The following is an 18,158-nucleotide window of genomic DNA, read 5'->3' as shown; positions in this document are numbered from 1 at the left end:
TGCCACAGTCATGAAGCGTATCGTCGTCCCGGTCCTGCCCTGAGCTGTCCTCAGGTATTTTGCAATTCGGCGAGGAGGCCTCGCCTATCGCGCTTCGAATACGGTTATCACCCGAGTGTTCAGGTTTCGACGCAAGGGAGTTCCCGGCCACCTTGCAGTATCCTAGTGTAGGGGCGATTCCTTTACACAAGGTGAACGTCAATGCACGCTGATAATCAGGGGCACCATGCTTCAGGGCGACGTGACGATCTGCGTCTGTCTCTGAACCAGCTGTTGTTCGAGTTGTCTCAGTTCGGATCAAGTGCTGTTGTTGCCTGGAGGCCGTCGGGGAAGGGGCTTGAACTCGTCCTGCTGCCGAAAACCCGCCTGCTCCAAATGAAGGATCCGATCCGCCGGGTGTTTGAAGGACCGCGCCATCTGAATGATGGCGAGTTCAAGGAGGTTGTAAATTTCGTCGCGGTGCAGCCGACCGAGATCCGCTTGGATTTCCCGATCGGCGGCAGTGCGAATGGGCTCTCCCATGATGATGTCGAGTCCGTCATGTCGCGATACTCGATCGGTTTCGTGCCGTTCCGTACGGTCTTCCTGATCGATGTGGTCGGGTTCTCGAAACACACGCCGGAAGAGCAGGCGAGTTATCTTTCCACGCTCCAGTTCTGCCTGTCTCTCGCGGAGGCGACGCTGCACCGCGCTGGTCTGCCGATGGAAATGGGGCGGTCGACAACCGGCGACGGTTATTATGTCTGGAACCTGCAGACCGGTCTGAATGAGGATGTCAGCCTATGTGTGCTGATGACCCTGTTCTCGCTCTACTACAAGAGCCTGCAGCAGGAGATGTCCGAAAAGATGCCACTTCCGGAGCTCCGCATGGCGCTGAGCGGCGGAAGCCATTACGTCTTCTATGAGCCAAGCCCCAAATATGTCGCCCGGCACGAATACATCGTCGGTGATGTGACCATCAATGTGGCGCGCCTGATCGGCAAGGCACGGGCGGACCAGATCCTGGTCGGGGATTGCGTGAACAGGGCGGAGGGGCCGGAACCCTGGACTGCGCACCGTTATGTCGTGGCCGCGAACAAGGTCCTGGATGGATTCAGGAACCTCAAGGTCTTCGGCAATCAAGTGGAAGAGAGCCGGTTTTACCTGACCGGGCCGCGGGACGAAGCGCTGTTCCGCAACCAGAAAATCAAGATCGTCGACAAACACGGCATTGAACACATCTGCTACAACGCCAAGGTCAACACGCATATGAAGGACGGGAGCACCGTTTTCTCGGGTCTGCAGCACAGCGATCTCCGGGGAGGCGCGAAACCTGGAGCCGGGCCGGAGGCAACGGGGGCTATTTGAGGATGCCGTCCATGTCGACACCGTCGAACTTCACGCCGCTGATGTTCGCCTTGCTCATATCCGTCTTGCGGACCTTGCCGGTGCGCTTGCCGTCGGCCCCGAAAATCGGCATTGCCCCGACATGGGCATTCGACAGATCCGCCCCATTCATAAATGCACCCTTGAAATTCGTGCCGAACATCAGGGCGCCTGCGAAACTGGCATTCATCAGGTTGCACTTTTCAAGATCCGCCAGCACCAGATTGGCGAAAGAGAGGTCCGCATCGCTGAGGTCGCAGGAATAGAGTGCCACACCGGTCAGGTTCTGCCGGCGCAGCTTCAGTTTCTTCAAGGACATCGACTTGATCACCGCGCGGCAGCCGCGGGCACCGTTTGACTGCAGCCATTCGAAATGCTGCGCCAGCGCGGTACGCAGTTCCGGCGGCAAGGATTTGAAGTCACCGGTGGTGTCCAGATCGATGCTGAGTTTGACGTTGTTGATCTCGTCGAGCGCATTCGCGTCAATCTCGGCTTTCGCCAGGGCGTCTTCGCTGACCATGCTGTTCGCCAGCCGGGCGCCTTTCAGGATCGTCCGCTCCAGTTTGGCATTGGTCAGCCGGGTATCGGACAGATCCGCGTCTTCCAGGTTGGCGCCCGTCAGATCGACATTCGACAGGTCGGAGCCGAACAGCTCCGCGCCTTTCAGGTTGGCTTCCCGCAGGCTCGCACCGCTCAGATCGACATTGGAGAGTTTGGCACGCTGTCCGCGGGCGAAATCCATAAGGCATTCGCTCAGATCGCTCTGTTCCATGCCGAGCGACTCGCCGGGGGACTCTCCGAGCACCAGTCCGCCGCGGAAATCCGCATCTTCCAGGTCCGCATGAGACAGATCTGCATTCCTCAGATTGACCCCGCGCAGAATCGTCCGCTGGAGTTTCGCGCGCCGCAGATTCGCGCCCTGCAACTTCGCCCCGAACATATCGCACTCACTGAGGTCGGCGCCTTCGAGCTTTGCGTTCTGAAGATCTGTGCCAACAAGCACGGCACGGGTGAGCAAAGCGCTCTGGAGGTCTGCTCCCTCAAGATGCAGACGCGACAAGTCGCACTGCTTGCCACCGGGCTTTCGCTGAAGCCATTTCTTGTGCTCTGCCAGAAATGTGCCCAGAAATTTCTGGGCATCTTCTAGCAGGAGATGCTGGTCTATCGACCCTGCGGCCATAGGTTCCCCCAAACCCAGATTTACCCGATGCGGACCAGGTAATTAGCAAGCGGCATAGTGGTCTGCTGAAAGAGTTTATATCAGATTGGTTATAATTATGAACCAGTCGGACTGATCGATCGGGCGGGAATTTTCGCACATGGCCCCAAGTTCGGTTAAATTCATCCGTCATGCTGGCCTATGATGGATGCAAACCCGTCATGCATTCCAATCGAAACCGAAGGATTGAACCCAATGGACTTCAAGCGGATCAGCGAGATCTATGCTGCAAAGGGGCAGATTTTTCCTCAAGAAATGAAAGAGTTAGCTGATCTGGGGTTCAGGACGGTGATCAATAATCGTCCGGATGGGGAAGAGGCGGGGCAGCCCGTTGACGCGGAACTCAAGGCCGCCGCGGAAGCCGCCGGGTTGTCATATGCATATATTCCGATGACCTTGCCGACATTGTCTCCGGACCTGGTCAAGCAGCATCATGCGGCAATCGAGGCGTCCGACGGGCCTGTTTTCGCGTTCTGCCGTAGCGGAACCCGCTCGACAATCCTGTGGGCTCTGACTCAGGTTTGCTTTCATGGGAAATCGATTTCGGACGTGACATCGGCCGCTGCGGAGCAGGGGTACGATCTTTCTGCCATGGGGCCGATGCTCGAAGGATACAGAGAAACACTCGGTGCCTGAGGAAAATCTGTCGCCGCGGTGCGGACGGCGATACGAACGAAATGATGCTTGGCCGAAGGCCTTGGTTTAATTGTGAATTTGCGAAATCTAAGTAAATAGGCACCCCAGCATACAATCTGAAAATTATTTAAGACAAAATCGAATTGAATGATAGGCTGCGCCCCGATTGGCTTGCATCCGATGCAGGCTGTATGTGCGTCGGACTGGGGCAAAAGGCGTTGCTATTAGAGACGGAAACAGCTCTGGGTAGCGCGACACTCATCGCGATGCATGCCTATTGGTGCCGCATCAAGGGCGAGAATGACATAGCGCTTCGGCGCGATCTCGATCCGACGGAGATCGGCCCGAAATTCCTGCCCTATTCCATCCTGGTGGATGTGAACACGGAGCTGCGCACGGTTCACCACAGGGTGGTCGGAACCCATTTCACGGAATTTTTTGGCCGTGATATCACCGGAATGGAGCTTTCCAGCGTTCTCGATGGTGACTATCTGGACTTCATCCTCGGCCTGTATATGCTTGCCTGCGAGCGTCAGGTCGCAGTGGCGGCGCACAGCCGGTTTCGCTGGGACCAGGGACGTTTTCTAAAGGCTTCCCGGCTGATTATGCCGCTCTCCAGGGACGGTGGCCGGGCCGACATGTGCTACACCTGCCAGGTGATCGAGGCTGGCGAAGGACTGAGCCACCCGAAAGTACACATCGCAACCGGCGACGGCTGGGAAGATGTTTCCGGACGATTTTCCCATTTCAGCATCGACGTCGTCTGAATACGCACTCGATTGACGAGAGCGTTTGCCATACCGTTATGCAACGGCAAACGAGTGATCACTGCGGATGAATGACGATGGGACATAGCTACGATCTGGCGATCGTCGGCGGGGGGATTTGCGGACTGGCGAGCGCGCTGGCGGCGTCAAAACGCGGCAAAAAGGTTGTCATCATCGACCGCGATGCGCAGTCGAACGGCGCATCCGTTCGCAATTTCGGCTTTGTGACAGTCACGGGTCAGAAACATGGGCAGACCTGGGAACGGGCCTTCAGGTCCGCAATGATCTGGCGGGATATCGCGCCAAAAGCAGGAATTCCGGTTCTGCATGACGGTTTGCTCGTCACTGCCCAGAGGCCGGAAGCGGTCGCGGTCCTGGAAGAGTTTGCCGCCACCGAAATGGGGCGCGACTGTGTCTTGCTGACAGCAGACGAAACCCGCGAGAAGGCGCCGATGGCCGGGCCGCAGAATCTGCGCGCAGGCTTGTGGAGTCCACATGAAGCGCGGGTCGAGCCGCGTCAGGCCCTGCCGCGCCTGGCCCGGTATCTTGAATCCGTGTGCGGCGTCGAGTTCCGCTGGTCGACCGCTGTGACCGGCGTCACGGCGGAGACGGTCGAGACCACAAACGGGACGATCCGCGCCGAGTCCGTGATTGTCTGCCCCGGGCCGGATATCGCGACGCTCTATCCGGAGCGGCTGGCTTCCTATGATCTCCGGCTCTGCAAGCTGCAGATGCTGCGGGTTGCGCCCCAGCCGCCGGACTGGAAGCTTCCGGGCGCGATCATGTCCGATCTCAGCCTGGTACGGTATGAAGGCTACACCGGTTGCGCCGCCTCCTCGAAATTGCGCGCCCGGCTGGAGCGCGAGCAGCCGCAATGGCTGGCGCATGGCATTCACCTGATTGTGGTGCAGGGTGCGGACGGCTCGCTTGTTGTTGGTGATTCTCATCATTACGCGACGACACCCGACCCCTTCGCCCCGGCCGTGGTCGAGGATCTGATCATGGAGGAAGCCTGCCGGATGCTGCAGCTCGGGAACCGCAAGGTGATCGAGCGCTGGACCGGCATCTATCCCTCGGCGCCGGACCGCACCGCATTCATTGATGAGCCGGAGGACGGTGTCCGGCTGCTGGTCGTGTCCAGCGGCACCGGCATGAGCACCGCCTTTGCCCTCGGCGAAGAGACAATCGCATCCCTCTACGGGCACGCAGCGTAATCAACAGGAGCGACCAGATGTCCACCGACGACATACATGTCAAAGCCGTCATTTTCGACTGGGCCGGAACCATTGTCGACCACGGCAGCAGGGCGCCCATGGGGGTCTTCCAGCGGGCATTCGCCGAATTCGGCGTCGAGATCACCATCGACGAGGCGCGGGCGCCGATGGGGTTGCCGAAATGGGATCATATCAAGGCGGTCGGAACCCAGCCGCGCATAGCGGAAGCGTGGCGCGCGGCGCAGGGCGCAGCGTTCGCCGACAGCGATGTGGACCGGATCTACGAGGTGTTCGTGCCGATGAACATGGATGTGATTCCTGACTTCGCGGATATCATTCCCGGCGCTCTTGAAACCGTCTCGGCGCTGCGCGGGCGGGGTCTGAAGATCGGCTCAACAACCGGCTATAACCGGGAGATCATGGAGCGGCTGGTGCCGATTGCCCGGGAACGCGGCTACGCGCCGGACAACATGGTCTGTGCCGGCGATCTGTCGCACGGCCGGCCGTCGCCGCTGATGATGTACAAGTGCTTCCTGGATCTCGATGTCTGGCCGGCGGCCGCCTGCATCAAGGTGGACGATACCGAACCGGGCATCGCCGAGGGCAATGCCGCCGGTTGCTGGACGGTGGGCGTGACAGTGTCCGGAAACGCGTTCGGGCTGTCCCTGGAGGATACCGAAGCGTTGGACGAGGCAACGTTTGCACAGAAAAAACGGCAAGCCGAAAAGACCCTGCGCAGCGCCAATCCGCACTACCTGATCGACAGTGTCGCATCGCTGCTTGATGTGGTCGACGATATCGAGGCGCGTCTCGCCAAAGGTGAGCGGCCCTGAATTAATCTGGGAACCAGGGGTGTAAAGATGGCTGGCAGTCACGAAATGTAAACGGATTCGTGCAAACGTCCCTTTGTGACGTGACGTCGCCATTCATGGCTTGCTATGGCTGGCGCTACGTGCGGCTTGGCACCCTCTATCCGATTTGACCTTATCCATGATCACACCTTTCAACCGCCTGCTACGTTACCGGCTCGTTATTCCCATCCTGCGCGGGACGGGGCTGCCGGATTATACGGCGCGCGGTGTCGGGATCGGTGTCGCGGTCTCCCTGACTCCCCTGGTCGGCATCCAGATGCCGATCGTGGCCGGGATCTGGTCCCTGCTTCGATTTGTCAGGCCGTCCTGGACCTTCAATCTGGTTGTGGCGCTGGCATGGACCTGGGCGACCAACGTCTTCACGGTGCCGATCGTCTATTACATCTTTCTGCAGACCGGGAACCTGATGCTCGGGCGTTGGGAAAACCTGACCGCCTTCGGCCATTTCTCGGAGCGGCTGGATGCAATTCTGGGGCAGGACGTGTCCGGATTCATGGCGGTCTGGACCTATCTGACGTCGATGCTGAACGAATGGGGCCTGCCCCTGTTTGTCGGGTGCCTGCCATGGATGGTCGCTGGAGGTTGGCTGGGGTATCGCTGGAGTCACATTTATATCGAGCGTTTCAAGGTCGCGCGACGCGAACGACAGGCCCGGAAAGCGGCGCGCAAGCAGGCGGCGCGCAAGCAGGCGGTGCTCAAGTCGCGCCAACCGGCGACCAACAGCCATCACTGATATTTGAGGTTTACGGAAGGGGGAGCCATGCCGGGGCATATGCTCAAGAGCAATCTGGAGACGGTGCATTGGGGTTACTTCGATGCGGCGCTGGAACCGGCCCTGACGGTTGCCTCCGGTGAGGAAGTCGTCATCCAGTCGATCTCCGGTGACAAACCGGTCCTGCCAGGCCCGGATTTCACGATCCTTCCGGAGCATCAGGCGGTCATTGACGCAATGCGGCCGGGGCTCCCGGGTCATATTCTGACCGGTCCCGTCCATGTCGAGGGGGCGAAGCCCGGCCATGTGCTGCAGGTCGACATTCTCGACGTGAAAGTGCGGCAGGACTGGGGCTTCAATTACAGCGCACCGCTGAAAGGTGCGCTGCCGGACGATTTCGATGAAGTTACGCTTTCCATCATAGCCATCGACATTGAACGAAATGTCGGCCGGCTGCCCTGGGGCCTGGAGCTTCCGCTGCATCCGTTCTTCGGTGTGATGGGGGTTGCGCCGCCGCCAGCCTGGGGCCGGGTCAGCACCATTCAGCCGCGGGCGAACGGCGGCAATATCGACAATAAGGAACTGGTCGCGGGCACCACGCTCTACCTGCCGGTTTTCGTCGAGGGTGCCTTGTTTTCCGCCGGAGACGGGCATGGTGCCCAGGGCGATGGCGAGGTCTGCGTCACCGCAATCGAGACCGCTCTCGAGGGGCGCTTCCGGCTCACCGTCCGCGATGACATGCACCTGACCCTGCCACGGGCGGAGACGCCGGATCATTTCATGACCATGGCCTTCAACGAGGATCTGGATGAAGCCGGCCGGGATGCCCTGCGGCAGATGCTGGACCTGATCACCGCGCGGACGAACCGGACCAGGCCGGAAGCCTACATGCTGTGCAGCCTGGCCGCCGACCTGCGGGTCACCCAGATGGTGAACGGGAACAAGGGAATCCACGTCATGCTGGCGAAACATTTGCTGGCGGATGCCGGTTGAGCGCACTGAAAAGGCGGGAGACGTAATGCAGAATCTATTTCGTTGCGGACGGACAGCCTGTCTGGTCGCCGCCATGGCGGTCGGCGGGATGATGCCGCCTGCGCCTGCTGCGGCGGGACGGATTTCTCCGGAAATGACCAACCCGCGGCATCTCTCGCGGGCGCCTGAGCAGCATAAATGGCGGATGAAGCGCGTCACGGTGCCAAAATCGACGATCTACGAAAACCCGAAGAAACGCGGTCTGCTGTTCAAGGACAACAGGCCGCTCTATGAGGTCGCGGATCTGGACCGGCAGGCGACGAAAGCCTGTCGCGGGGGGCAGTTCCGGCGCTATGGCGGCGGCTTCGTCCGGGTCGGCGGAGAGACCTATCGGGCTGCCCGGGCGCGCGATATCCGTGGATCGCTTGAGATGGACATTTATCCCGGCATCTATGTCTTCAAGCACGAAGGAACCACCCGCTGCACCGTGTTCCTGGCAGAGAATCGCTAGTGTCGGTGCCGGTGCTTCCGTATTTCTTCTATGGAACACTGATGGATCCCGACGTGCTGGGCATCGTCCTCGGGCACGATCCGGGCCCGCTGACGACGGCGGCGACATTGTCCGGTTTTGCCCGGGTCCGGGTCGAGCGTGAGCCCTATCCGGCACTGGTCGAGGCGCCGGGCCTGCATGTCGAGGGCCTGCTGATGCGCAACTACGCGCCGCAGGACGATGCGCGAATCCGGTATTTCGAGGATTTCGACTTCACCATCGAGCACTGTTCTGTCGAAATCGGAACGGGTCCGGAAACCGCGCTTTACTGCGGCGCCGTCCGCAATATCGCGCCGACGGATATTCCCTGGTCCTATGCGGACTGGGTGCGCGAGGAGAAAGCCCGCTTCCTGAAAGTGGCCGAGATCTACATGACCGGCTTCGGCAGGCTCGACCCGGAAGCAGCAGACCGGCTCTGGCTCGATACGGTGCGGGAGATTTACGGAAGCTGAGATGATTTGGCGCCAGACGGACGGCGTCAGTCGAAATGCTCGTGCGGCAGGGCACCGAGGCCGAACCGTTCGCGCCAGGCGAGGAACAGACGGGCCGTGTCGACGGCATCGCCAAGCGCCCGGTGAGCCGTTCCGGCCCGGGCCAGTTTCATGACCGTCAGCGCTTCATCGAGCGATATCCGGCGCCCGCCGGCCAGCATGTATTCCTGGATCTGGCAGAGATCGAGATAGCGATGCGAGGCCGGGTCCATGGCACCTTTTGCCCGGACTTCAGTGTCGAACAGCGCATCGTCGCTGCCCCAACCGATCCAGAGTTTCGATGTCGACCCGTAGGTCTTGCGCAACCGCCGGCAGGCTTCCTCGAACGGAATGCCGTCAGCTTCCACCATGTCTTCCGTAATGCCCGTGAAGCTGCTGCAGAACGGGGAAATGCGGGATGCGGTCGGGCGGGTCAGCATGGACACCGTACGGCTGATCTCGTCCCGCTTCAGATCGATCTCCGCGACACCGATCTCGATGATCTCCGGTCGTTCGCCATCGGGTGGCGGGCCGTCCCAACAGGTCAATTCGAGATCGACGACCAGCACCCGGTCATGGCGCAGGTTTTTATGCATCGCGGCGGTTACCCGTGATCAGTGGGACAGCGGTGAGGAATATGTCAGGGAGCCAAAATGCAAAGCCCCACCGCGCATCAGCGTCAGGTGGGGCATAGCATGATTACATGCCTGTTGTATAAACAGATTATCGAGCGTTTAGCTCTCAAAAAACTTGATATGTCTGCGGACTTGAAGCGTCAGCTGCCGCTTGTTGCCGTCGCGTCCCGTTGTCAGAGACGCGTTTCCTGCATCGGTGGTTCCATCGCGTATACGACCTCCCTGTTGTGGGTTCCGTGTGTCCGGATGGGACGCTGGAACTGTGACTCCGAATCGGGTGAGGGTCAATGAATAGGCCGGTTTTTTCCCCGCATGGGTCAGTGTCGAGCCTTGCGGGGAACGCATGGCGGTGAAACTTGATCGGCGCCGTCAAGGCGGTGTCCAGATTCGCGAACAGGGTGAATCACCTTAGTTCAGTTCCGATGTCTGCTTTTCTTCCGACTGGCGAGAGGAGCATGGCGCCGGGCCCTTATCCTCCCGATACTGCCCGAAAGACGGATCGGAGCGGCATGATCGCTCTGCTTTGCAGCAGGGAGAATTGAGATGGACTTGGGACTTGAAGGTAAACGCGTTCTGATCACCGGCGCCTCGAAGGGCATTGGTCTCGGCTGCGCCAAGGCGTTCGCGGCTGAGGGGTGCGCCGTGCATCTGGTCGCCCGGGATGGAGAGCGGCTGGAGCGGGCGCGGGACGAGCTGGTCTCGGCCGGCGCCACCTGCAGCATTCATCCGGCGGATCTGTCCGCCCCGGGTGCGGTGGAAGCGCTCGCTGGCGCGCTGCCGGTGCCGGATATCGTCGTGAACAATGCGGGCGCGATTCCGGGAGGTGATCTGCAGGCCATCGACGAGGCCACCTGGCGGGCGGCATGGGATCTCAAGGTGTTCGGCTATATCAACATGACCCGGACCTTCTACGCCCTGATGAAAGAGCAGGGCGGGGGCGTGATCTTCAATGTCATCGGTCTCGCGGGCGTGAAGCTGGATCCGAAATACATCGCCGGCACCGCGGGCAATGCCTCGCTCAACGCCTTCACCAAGGCGATGGGCTCGAACGCGCTGGCGGATGGCATGCGGGTTCTGGGTGTCAATCCGGGGCTGGTCGCGACCGACCGTCTTGTCACCCTGCTGAAGACCAAGGCGGCGGACGAGAAGGGCGATGCGGACCGGTGGCAGGATTTTCTGGCAGGCCAGCCTCTCGGCCGGGCCGCCTCGGTGGAGGAGATCGCCGACGTGGTGACGTTCCTCTGTTCGCCGCGTGCGGGCTGGGCGACAGGGATCATGGTCGATCTCGATGGAGGGCAAACATACCGGTAGACGAGGTCGCTGCTGGCATCACGTGGTAGCGCGGCGACAGTCCAAATCTGTTCTCCGCGGCAATTTTCTTGCGCGCCGGGTGGGAGGTTGTATCTCTCACGGAGGTCCGTTTCGTATTTCCTGGTGATCAATGATCTCACGCACCATCAACTACACGCCGATCACCCACCCCGTTGATCTGCCCGAGGTCCCGTATCTGGTTTACGGCACCGACGCGCTGACCCACGGCCTGATCAACCTGATCAGACTGGCGCGGCCGGGCGCCATATTCTCGGGGCTGATTGCAGAGGGAGATCTTTCGGTACCGGCGGATGACGTGGTCGTGCTGATTCCGGAGCCTGACTGGGTTCGCCGGGCGGCAGAACTGGCCGCTGCCGGCTGGGCGGCTGACCGCGTTTTTGTGTTCCCCTTCGTGACGGACAGTCCATCGAATGGCCTTGCCGGGTTCATGACCCGCTTTGCCCCGATGATCGTTCCCGATCCGGAGAAAGACCCGACCGAGGGCGTCAGTCTGCCAACGAACATCGCCACCGAAATGTTGCTGCGGGACGGGCATGCGAAGGTCGAGGATGGGGCTATCAGCATCGCGCCGCGCCTGTTTCCGTCTTTGAGCGACCCAAACCGGATCGCGGCACATGTCCGGCAGATCAACGCCGTGGGCTCGGCACTCGCGGACCAGCGGAGCAAGAACGCCTATCGGTCAGTTCTGCTGGGAACACCGGCCAATCGCGCCGAATGTTTTGTGAACACCATGCTGCGGAGCCAGCAATATTTTGACTACGCGCGGGTTTCGCCGGGCGACACGGTCCTGAATTTCGGAGTTTTCGACGGATTTGAGCTTCCGGTCTTCGCGGCGCTGATGAAAGGCCGGGGCCGGCTCGTCAATATCGATCCGCTGGGCTACAGCTATCTTGCCCGGTCTGCCCGGACGGCCATGGAACAGTTTGAGGGGTTCGCCGAAATCTGGCCGTTTTGTGTGACGAACGAAGATGGTGTGTCCGATTTCCTGGAGTATGACGACGGGCAGGCGTCATCGCATCAATACTCGATGACACAAGAGGCGAAAGACCGGAACCCGGACAGCCTCCAGACCTACCCGACCCGGAAGATCACCACTCTGGTTGACGAGATCGCGCCGGACCGGATCGACCTGATGAAATTCGATGTGGAAGGCGCGGAGGAAATGATCCTGAAGGATATCGCGCCGATCATCGCCCGATTCCGCCCCAAGCTCGCCTTCAGCGTCTATCACGCAACCCGGCATCTCTGGGAAATGCCACTGGCGCTGATGGAGATGTGCGAGGGGTACGATTTCTATTTCGGCAGCTATTCGATGACCCGATACGAGTCGATCTTCTATTGCCTGCCGCGTTCCTGAGCGGTCAGCGCTGTCAAAGCTTCAGCTTGAAACCCTCGTGGCTGGCCGCGAATCCGAGATTCTCGTAGAACCGGATCGCATCCGTCCGGCTCTTGTCGCTGGTCAGCTGGATGATCCCGCAGCCGCGCTCCCTGCAGGTTTCAATCGCCCATTCCAGGAACTGCCGCCCGATGCCGCCGCCGCGTGCGGCCGAGGAAATCCGGACGGATTCGATCTGCCCGCGCCAGAGGCCCTGATGCGACAGGCCGGGCAGGAAGGTGATCTGCAGGGTGCCGGTCACCGTGCCGTCTTTCTCCGCGACCGCGAGGAGCTGGTTGGTGTCGGCGGAGATTGCGGCAAAGGCATCCCGGTAGCACGCGGCGACAGGCACGCTGGTATTCTCGCGCTCCCGGCCGAGCGCGTCGTCGGCGAGCATGGCGATGATGGCGGCAAGGTCGGCGTCGGTGGCGCGGCGGAAGGTCAGGGTCATCGGATCGGGCCCGGCTGAACAGGGAGGCCTTTTCTATAGCGCCCGGCCGTTTCCTGCGCGAGACATAAACCCCGTCCCTCGGCGCTGTCCGGTGTGCACCGCTCTGAGGAAAGGCGTTAGAACGCTGAATCCGGAGCTATTTTCCATCTCACACGATTGCCGCGGCGGCAGGGGCGACATAAACTCACGGTCTAATCCTTCGGGACACCGATGATCGATCCGTCCCGCCAAGAGTCCGCCGACAATGGCGGGGTCAAAAAAATGTCGGGGAATGGGAAACAGTCATGAAGATGCGTGCGGCCGTATTGCGGCAGTCCGGGGCGACGGCGCCTTTTGAAAAATCACGGCCGATTTCCGTCGAGGAAGTGGAGCTTTCGAAGCCGGAAGCGGGCGAGATCCTCGTCCGGGTAATCGGCGCCGGGCTCTGTCATTCCGACCTGTCGGTGATCAATGGCAACCGGCCGCGCCCGGTCCCGCTTGTGCTCGGCCACGAGGGCGCGGGCGAGGTGGTCGAAATAGGCCCCGGCATCCGCGACCTGAAGCCCGGCGATCCGGTTGTCTTCCAGTTCAGCGCCAATTGCGGCCGCTGCAGGCGCTGCCTCGAAGGCCGCCCGCAGATTTGTGAGGTCAATGCGGTGGCCCGGGCCAAGGGCGATCTGATGGGCGGCGGTCGCCGCCTGAAATCCGCGTCCGGCGAGTCCCTCGCGCACCATTCGGGTGTTTCCTGTTTCGCCGAATATGCCGTCATGGACCGGGGCAGCTGCGTCAAGGTGGATGACAGCATTCCGCTGGAGAAGGCGGCGATCTTCGGCTGCGCGGTGATGACCGGCGTGGGCGCGGTGCTGAACACGGCCCGGATCCGGCCCGGCGACAGTGTCGCCGTGATCGGTCTCGGCGGTGTCGGCCTGAACGGATTGCTCGGTGCAAAGGTGGCCGGCGCCGGGGCGATCATCGCCATCGACCTGAATGATGACCGGCTAGGCCTTGCCCGTCAGCTCGGCGCCACCCACACCTTCAACGCGAAGGACCCGACCCTGGCCGAGCAGGTCCGCGACCTGACACGTGGCGGCGTCGATTTCGCCTTCGATTTCGCCGGTGCCATTCCGGCCATGGAGACTGGCTACAGCCTGCTGCGCGCCGGCGGCGAGCTTGTCGTTGCGGGTCTCGCGCCTGCCGGCAGCACCTTCTCGTTCAGTCCGCCGGCGATGGTGTCGGACGAGAAGGCAATCCGCGGCAGTTACATGGGCGGCTGCGTGCCGGTGCGGGACATTCCGCGCTATATCGATCTCTACCAGCAGGGCCGGTTGCCGATCGACGCGCTGATCAGCCGGTCGGTCGGGTTCGACGATATCAACGAGGGATTTGACCGGCTCGCCGACGGATCGGCCATCCGGCAGATCCTGACGCCGCACGCGGCCTGAGGAGAAGCAGGCGGGCCGACGGCCGGATGCGCGAGATGACAGCCGCAACGGCATTCGCGTATCATCGCCGCATGTCCAGATTCCCGCATGCTTCGGAGGCGGATTGTGAGCCGTACCGATAACGAACGCCGGGCGCGCCGCCAGGCGCGGATCCGCGCCCGGGCCTTTTCCGGCAGCGAGCGGCGCAGCGACCGGTTACTGCGCCAGATGATCGATTCAACCGAGGAGGCCGAGGCTGAAGCAGGGCTCGGCCTGGCGGCCCGGGCGTCTCGCAAGCTGGGCCCCAAGGGACGGTTTCTCGCCGCGGCGACACTGATCGGGGCGATCATCACGGCGGTGACCGTCTATTACGAGCGCACTGCCCTCGAGACGGCCGTCCGCGCGGACTGGCAGGACGCGGCCCTGGTGGCGCAGGGGCACAAGCTCTATCGAGAAAACTGTGCCTTCTGTCACGGTGACGCGATGGAAGGGCAGGCGGGCTGGGACGGGGATTTTCCGTCCGGCAGCCGGCCGGCGCTGCCGCTGGACGGAAGCGCGCCGATCTGGCGGCTCAGCGACGACGATATCTTTGACGTGGTCAAGTATGGCGGCCAGCCCTTCTCGCCGCGCAGTTACAAGAACAACATGCCGAGCTTCGAAATTCAGCTCAAGGATGCCGGCATCTGGGCCGTCGTGGCGTTTCTGAAAAGTCGCTGGCCCGAGGATGTCCGGCAGCGTCAGGCGGAGGCAGCGGAAATGCGTACCAGCGGCGGTTAGCTCAGGCCAGACCGGCGGCTTTCAGGCGTTTTTCAAGTGCCTGAAGCCGGGATTTCTTGCTTGCCGAGGCGTCGCCGTCCGCCAGATAGGTTTCCAGAAAATCCGGTTTCTTCATGAAGTCATGCGCGGATTTGCGCGCGATCGCGATGTTGGCGGATCCGACCAGGATCCCGTCGCCGATCATGTCGATCACGGTCAGGGCTTTCTTCGCCGTAGACCCGGCACGTCGTTCCAGCGTCTTGAAATAGTCGCTGCTCTCCAGCAGATCCGTCTGGATCTCTTCCAGGGCGCGGCAGATCCGGTCCTCGATACGGGGCGGAAACCCATTGGCCCTGGCATCCTTGAAGATCTTGCCGATAAAGCCGAGTTTCTCCTCCGTCGTCCCGTCCCGGCCGATGACGGCGCGGGAGAAATCCGGCTGGCCTACGATCGACGTGACATATTTCGAAAGGTAATCCGCACCTTTCTCGCTGATGGCGTTCTGGCGCACCTCCAGAGCCAGCTGGACTTTCTGGCCGACATCCAGACGCCCGCCCAGAAGAAGATCGATTGTCTCGTCGCTCAGCAGGGATGCTTCGCGTTTTTGCAGGGCAATGTCGCATTCCTCGCCCCCGAGGAACCCGTTGGGGTTCGAAAGGCGCTTGTGCAGTGCCCGGACCTCTTCCAGTTCCGTGCGCAGATCTCCGCGTGTCAGCTTTCCGCCCGCGTTCAGCGCCAGCGTCAGCTGTCGCAGCAGGACGTCCCGCGTTTCCGGGATATAGCCGGACTTCGCAAGCTTGTAGAAATTTTTCGCATTTGCCGGTTTGTCGGGGGCGTGAGACGGCTCGATGTCGCCGGTATAGAGCGCAAGGAGTTTTTCAATTTCCTCGGCTGCGGTCGGTAATTCGCCGTAGATGGCCTTGCCGACATTCGGGGCGCGGAGGATCTCGGCGATGATGGAATCGAAATGGCCGAAGGCTTCGAGGCCGGCAATGTCATGGCCGAGTTCATAGAGGCACTCAAACTTTTTGACCCAGTCGTTTATGCCGTCCAGCGTGGCAGTGAGCATGGCCCTGATCCGGAAGGCCTGCTCGTCTGGCGTCTCGCCTTTACGAAGCGCAACCACATCCGGAATATTCTCTCTCTCGAGCTTTTGCGCCGGCTCTTTCTCAAGCTTTTCCAGGGCGTCCTTATGCAGTTTGTCCGTGATCTCGTAGAGGCGCCGCACCCGCTCGCTGACAGGCATCTGGGTGCCTTTGACCTGCGCGATGGCGGCCTTCTGGACCGCCTGCATGAGCGTGGTTCCGGCGTCGCTGAAGGCGCGCTGATGCCGGTGGGAATGCAGCAACTCGGTTGGCGTAATTCGAACGGATTGGAGGTACCGGCCGGCGGCACGACCGATGGCGTCGCGGGACTTCCGCGAATAGAAGTCGGACACGTCCTCGCATATCGCGTCCTTGAAACTCTGCGCTTCTGCTTTTTGCGGGTCCATCATTCAATCTGCATGCCGGGATAAAAACACTCTGTATGCCGTCAAAAAACAATATTTGGTTAATTCCATCGATTCTACAGCTGTTATCCACGGAATTCGACGACGGATACGGGTCAATTCTACAACGCGGAATAGCATATGCATGTGGCATAGAACACTACTTGGACCATTTTCTACATGACTCGCCTCAATCCTGGTTTTGCCGGGCATATTCATACAGAGAAATGGCCGTTGCCGCCGAAACGTTCAGGGTCGCGACCGGGCCGGACGTGGGCAGCCGGACGAGCATGTCGCAATGTTCGCGGGTCAACCGTCTGAGACCGCTTCCTTCCGCTCCCATCACGATCGCGATCCGGCCCTTGAGGTCGACGCTTTCAAGCGCCCCGCGGGCATCGCCATCAAGTCCGACGCACCAGAACCCGGCATCGCGCAACTGATCCATGGCCCTGCTCAGATTTGTGATATGGACCAGATCAATCGCATCCAGCGCGCCGGAGGCCGCTTTCGCCAGCGCGCCTGTCGTCGGTGCGGCATTGCGGTCGGGGGCAATGACGGCGCGGGCGCCGAAGGCGGAGGCCGAGCGCAGCACCGCTCCGACATTGTGCGGGTCCGTGACCTGATCGAGCAGCACCAGCAGGCAGCGCTCTCCGGCATCCTCGATAACGTCCTCGATCGCCACGTCGGGGAGGGGCAGGACTTCGGCAACCACCCCCTGATGCACAGCGTCCGGGCCGGCGAGAGTGTCGAGGATGTCTTTCTCGACGATTCGCGGCGCGGGAATTTCGGCTCTGCGCGAGTCGGCCAGTTTATCCAGGCATTGTCCAAGTTCCGACTCGGACCGGGCCGTGCAAAGCAGGCCTGTTATCCGGCGTTTGTCATTCTGCAGGCCCATGGACACGGCATGCCAGCCCCATAACAGATCCCGCCCCGGTGGCTTCGATGGCGGCTTGCCGCGGCGTTTGCCACCGGCGGATGGGCGGGATTGGGGTTTTGCCATGGCGACGACCTCATGACCGGATTGCTCCGGAATGTTGCGTGACGGAAATCGGCTGCATTCATTCAAATGCCGCCGCTCCCGCTTTTGACATGTTTTTTCACGTTGACAAACAGAGACTATTTCTCATATTTCGCTCTCCCTTCCAACGCGGATCCCCGACGGAGCGCCCAGCGGTCCCCGGAAACTGTGTAAGGGAACCCGGTGGGGTGCCCGAGTGGCTAAAGGGGACGGGCTGTAAACCCGTTGGCTATGCCTACGTTGGTTCGAATCCAACCCCCACCACCATCCTGCTTCCGCTGCCGGACTCCGGTATGGATGCAGGATACGAGACTATAGAGGTTGGTCGGTGTTCGGGGCAGTTGTCGCGGGCACCGCCGTGGTGTGCGATGTGCTCGGCGGGTGTAGCTCAATGGTAGAGCAGCAGCCTTCCAAGCTGAATACGAGGGTTCGATTCCCTTCACCCGCTCCATCGCACGGGCGCCGCGGTCTGGCCAAGCAGAGGGATCAATTTGGGTCGTGATCGGTGCTGCGTGCCGGCATGACCGCCAAATCAAGCAGGAACACGTGCGCGATGGCGAAGGAAAAGTTTCAGCGGAACAAGCCGCACTGCAACATTGGCACGATCGGCCACGTTGACCACGGCAAGACGTCCTTGACGGCGGCGATCACCAAGGTGCTGGCGGAAGCCGGCGGTGCGAGCTTCACGGCTTATGACCAGATCGACAAGGCCCCGGAGGAGCGTGCTCGTGGTATCACGATCTCGACGGCGCACGTTGAGTACGAGACGGCAGCGCGTCACTATGCGCACGTCGACTGCCCGGGCCATGCCGATTATGTGAAGAACATGATCACGGGTGCGGCGCAGATGGACGGCGCGATCCTGGTTGTGTCGGCGGCCGACGGCCCGATGCCGCAGACCCGCGAGCACATCCTTCTGGCCCGC

At 61.2% G+C, this 18,158-nt stretch carries 19 protein-coding genes and 2 tRNA genes; 16 read left to right on the top strand and 5 right to left on the bottom strand.

Features of this window, described 5'->3' with window-relative positions; translation table 11 throughout:
* Positions 1-201: 201 nt before the first annotated feature.
* On the top strand, positions 202-1,347 hold the full coding sequence (locus RH950_RS01610; RefSeq protein WP_350053035.1) for a nucleotidyl cyclase domain-containing protein: 1,146 nt from the start codon (positions 202-204) through the stop codon (positions 1,345-1,347).
* Here RH950_RS01610 and RH950_RS01605 read toward each other — a convergent pair.
* The gene (locus tag RH950_RS01605) at positions 1,340-2,545 is read right to left on the bottom strand and encodes a pentapeptide repeat-containing protein (protein WP_350053033.1); all 1,206 of its coding nucleotides are present in this window, start codon (positions 2,543-2,545) and stop codon (positions 1,340-1,342) included. The genes RH950_RS01610 and RH950_RS01605 overlap by 8 nt on opposite strands.
* Before the next feature lie 234 nt (positions 2,546-2,779).
* Between RH950_RS01605 and RH950_RS01600 the strand changes: the two genes are divergently transcribed.
* From RH950_RS01600 to RH950_RS01565, 8 genes are all read left to right on the top strand, one after another.
* Positions 2,780-3,220, top strand: a complete 441-nt coding sequence (locus tag RH950_RS01600; RefSeq protein WP_350053031.1) for a protein tyrosine phosphatase family protein — start codon at positions 2,780-2,782, stop codon at positions 3,218-3,220.
* A 218-nt stretch (positions 3,221-3,438) separates the two neighbouring features.
* Entirely contained in the window at positions 3,439-3,987 is a 549-nt protein-coding gene (locus RH950_RS01595; protein ID WP_350053029.1) for a PAS domain-containing protein, read from the top strand.
* Positions 3,988-4,064: 77 nt separating this feature from the next.
* Complete coding sequence (locus tag RH950_RS01590; protein ID WP_350053027.1) at positions 4,065-5,201, top strand: TIGR03364 family FAD-dependent oxidoreductase; 1,137 nt, start codon at positions 4,065-4,067, stop codon at positions 5,199-5,201.
* A 17-nt stretch (positions 5,202-5,218) separates the two neighbouring features.
* Positions 5,219-6,034, top strand: coding sequence for a phosphonoacetaldehyde hydrolase (phnX, locus tag RH950_RS01585; protein WP_350053025.1), 816 nt, complete (start codon positions 5,219-5,221; stop codon positions 6,032-6,034).
* A gap of 157 nt (positions 6,035-6,191) precedes the next feature.
* Positions 6,192-6,806 (top strand): DUF2062 domain-containing protein, encoded by a 615-nt coding sequence (locus RH950_RS01580; RefSeq protein WP_350053023.1) that lies wholly within the window; start codon positions 6,192-6,194, stop codon positions 6,804-6,806.
* Between the two features lie 27 nt (positions 6,807-6,833).
* Positions 6,834-7,778 (top strand): acetamidase/formamidase family protein, encoded by a 945-nt coding sequence (locus RH950_RS01575; protein ID WP_350053021.1) that lies wholly within the window; start codon positions 6,834-6,836, stop codon positions 7,776-7,778.
* Between the two features lie 25 nt (positions 7,779-7,803).
* The gene (locus tag RH950_RS01570; protein WP_350053019.1) at positions 7,804-8,268 is read left to right on the top strand and encodes a DUF8265 family protein; all 465 of its coding nucleotides are present in this window, start codon (positions 7,804-7,806) and stop codon (positions 8,266-8,268) included.
* Positions 8,268-8,759 (top strand): gamma-glutamylcyclotransferase family protein, encoded by a 492-nt coding sequence (locus RH950_RS01565; RefSeq protein WP_350053017.1) that lies wholly within the window; start codon positions 8,268-8,270, stop codon positions 8,757-8,759. The genes RH950_RS01570 and RH950_RS01565 overlap by 1 nt, the downstream gene beginning before the upstream one ends.
* A gap of 26 nt (positions 8,760-8,785) precedes the next feature.
* Here the strand turns inward: RH950_RS01565 and RH950_RS01560 are convergent, their stop codons facing one another.
* The gene (locus RH950_RS01560) at positions 8,786-9,373 is read right to left on the bottom strand and encodes a 3'-5' exonuclease (RefSeq protein ID WP_350053015.1); all 588 of its coding nucleotides are present in this window, start codon (positions 9,371-9,373) and stop codon (positions 8,786-8,788) included.
* 582 nt (positions 9,374-9,955) lie between these two features.
* On the opposite strand from RH950_RS01560, the gene RH950_RS01555 reads away from it, so the two are divergent.
* Complete coding sequence (locus tag RH950_RS01555) at positions 9,956-10,723, top strand: short-chain dehydrogenase/reductase (RefSeq protein WP_350053013.1); 768 nt, start codon at positions 9,956-9,958, stop codon at positions 10,721-10,723.
* A gap of 130 nt (positions 10,724-10,853) precedes the next feature.
* Complete coding sequence (locus tag RH950_RS01550; RefSeq protein WP_350053011.1) at positions 10,854-12,101, top strand: FkbM family methyltransferase; 1,248 nt, start codon at positions 10,854-10,856, stop codon at positions 12,099-12,101.
* A 13-nt stretch (positions 12,102-12,114) separates the two neighbouring features.
* Here the strand turns inward: RH950_RS01550 and RH950_RS01545 are convergent, their stop codons facing one another.
* Positions 12,115-12,570: a GNAT family N-acetyltransferase gene (locus RH950_RS01545; RefSeq protein ID WP_350053009.1), complete on the bottom strand. Its 456-nt coding sequence runs from the start codon at positions 12,568-12,570 to the stop codon at positions 12,115-12,117.
* Positions 12,571-12,854: 284 nt separating this feature from the next.
* Here RH950_RS01545 and RH950_RS01540 point away from each other — a divergent pair, with 284 nt between their 5' ends.
* Entirely contained in the window at positions 12,855-13,991 is a 1,137-nt protein-coding gene (locus RH950_RS01540) for a zinc-dependent alcohol dehydrogenase family protein (protein ID WP_350053007.1), read from the top strand.
* 105 nt (positions 13,992-14,096) lie between these two features.
* The gene (locus RH950_RS01535) at positions 14,097-14,747 is read left to right on the top strand and encodes a c-type cytochrome (protein ID WP_350053005.1); all 651 of its coding nucleotides are present in this window, start codon (positions 14,097-14,099) and stop codon (positions 14,745-14,747) included.
* 1 nt (position 14,748) lies between these two features.
* Here the strand turns inward: RH950_RS01535 and RH950_RS01530 are convergent, their stop codons facing one another.
* Together RH950_RS01530 and rlmB are read right to left on the bottom strand one after the other, a co-directional pair.
* Positions 14,749-16,221, bottom strand: coding sequence for a hypothetical protein (locus RH950_RS01530; RefSeq protein WP_350053003.1), 1,473 nt, complete (start codon positions 16,219-16,221; stop codon positions 14,749-14,751).
* A gap of 184 nt (positions 16,222-16,405) precedes the next feature.
* The gene (gene rlmB, locus RH950_RS01525) at positions 16,406-17,215 is read right to left on the bottom strand and encodes a 23S rRNA (guanosine(2251)-2'-O)-methyltransferase RlmB (RefSeq protein ID WP_350053001.1); all 810 of its coding nucleotides are present in this window, start codon (positions 17,213-17,215) and stop codon (positions 16,406-16,408) included.
* 200 nt (positions 17,216-17,415) lie between these two features.
* Here rlmB and RH950_RS01520 point away from each other — a divergent pair.
* The 3 genes from RH950_RS01520 to RH950_RS01510 all read left to right on the top strand — a co-directional run.
* Positions 17,416-17,500 (top strand) — tRNA-Tyr (locus tag RH950_RS01520).
* Between the two features lie 110 nt (positions 17,501-17,610).
* Positions 17,611-17,684, top strand: a tRNA-Gly gene (locus RH950_RS01515).
* A gap of 102 nt (positions 17,685-17,786) precedes the next feature.
* Positions 17,787-18,158: GTP-binding protein (locus RH950_RS01510; protein WP_350052999.1), on the top strand; the 372-nt coding region annotated here is incomplete at its 3' end.

Source organism: Nisaea sp., from assembly GCF_040217065.1.
GTDB lineage: Bacteria > Pseudomonadota > Alphaproteobacteria > Thalassobaculales > Thalassobaculaceae > Nisaea.
This window is presented reverse-complemented; position numbering and strand designations above follow the sequence as displayed.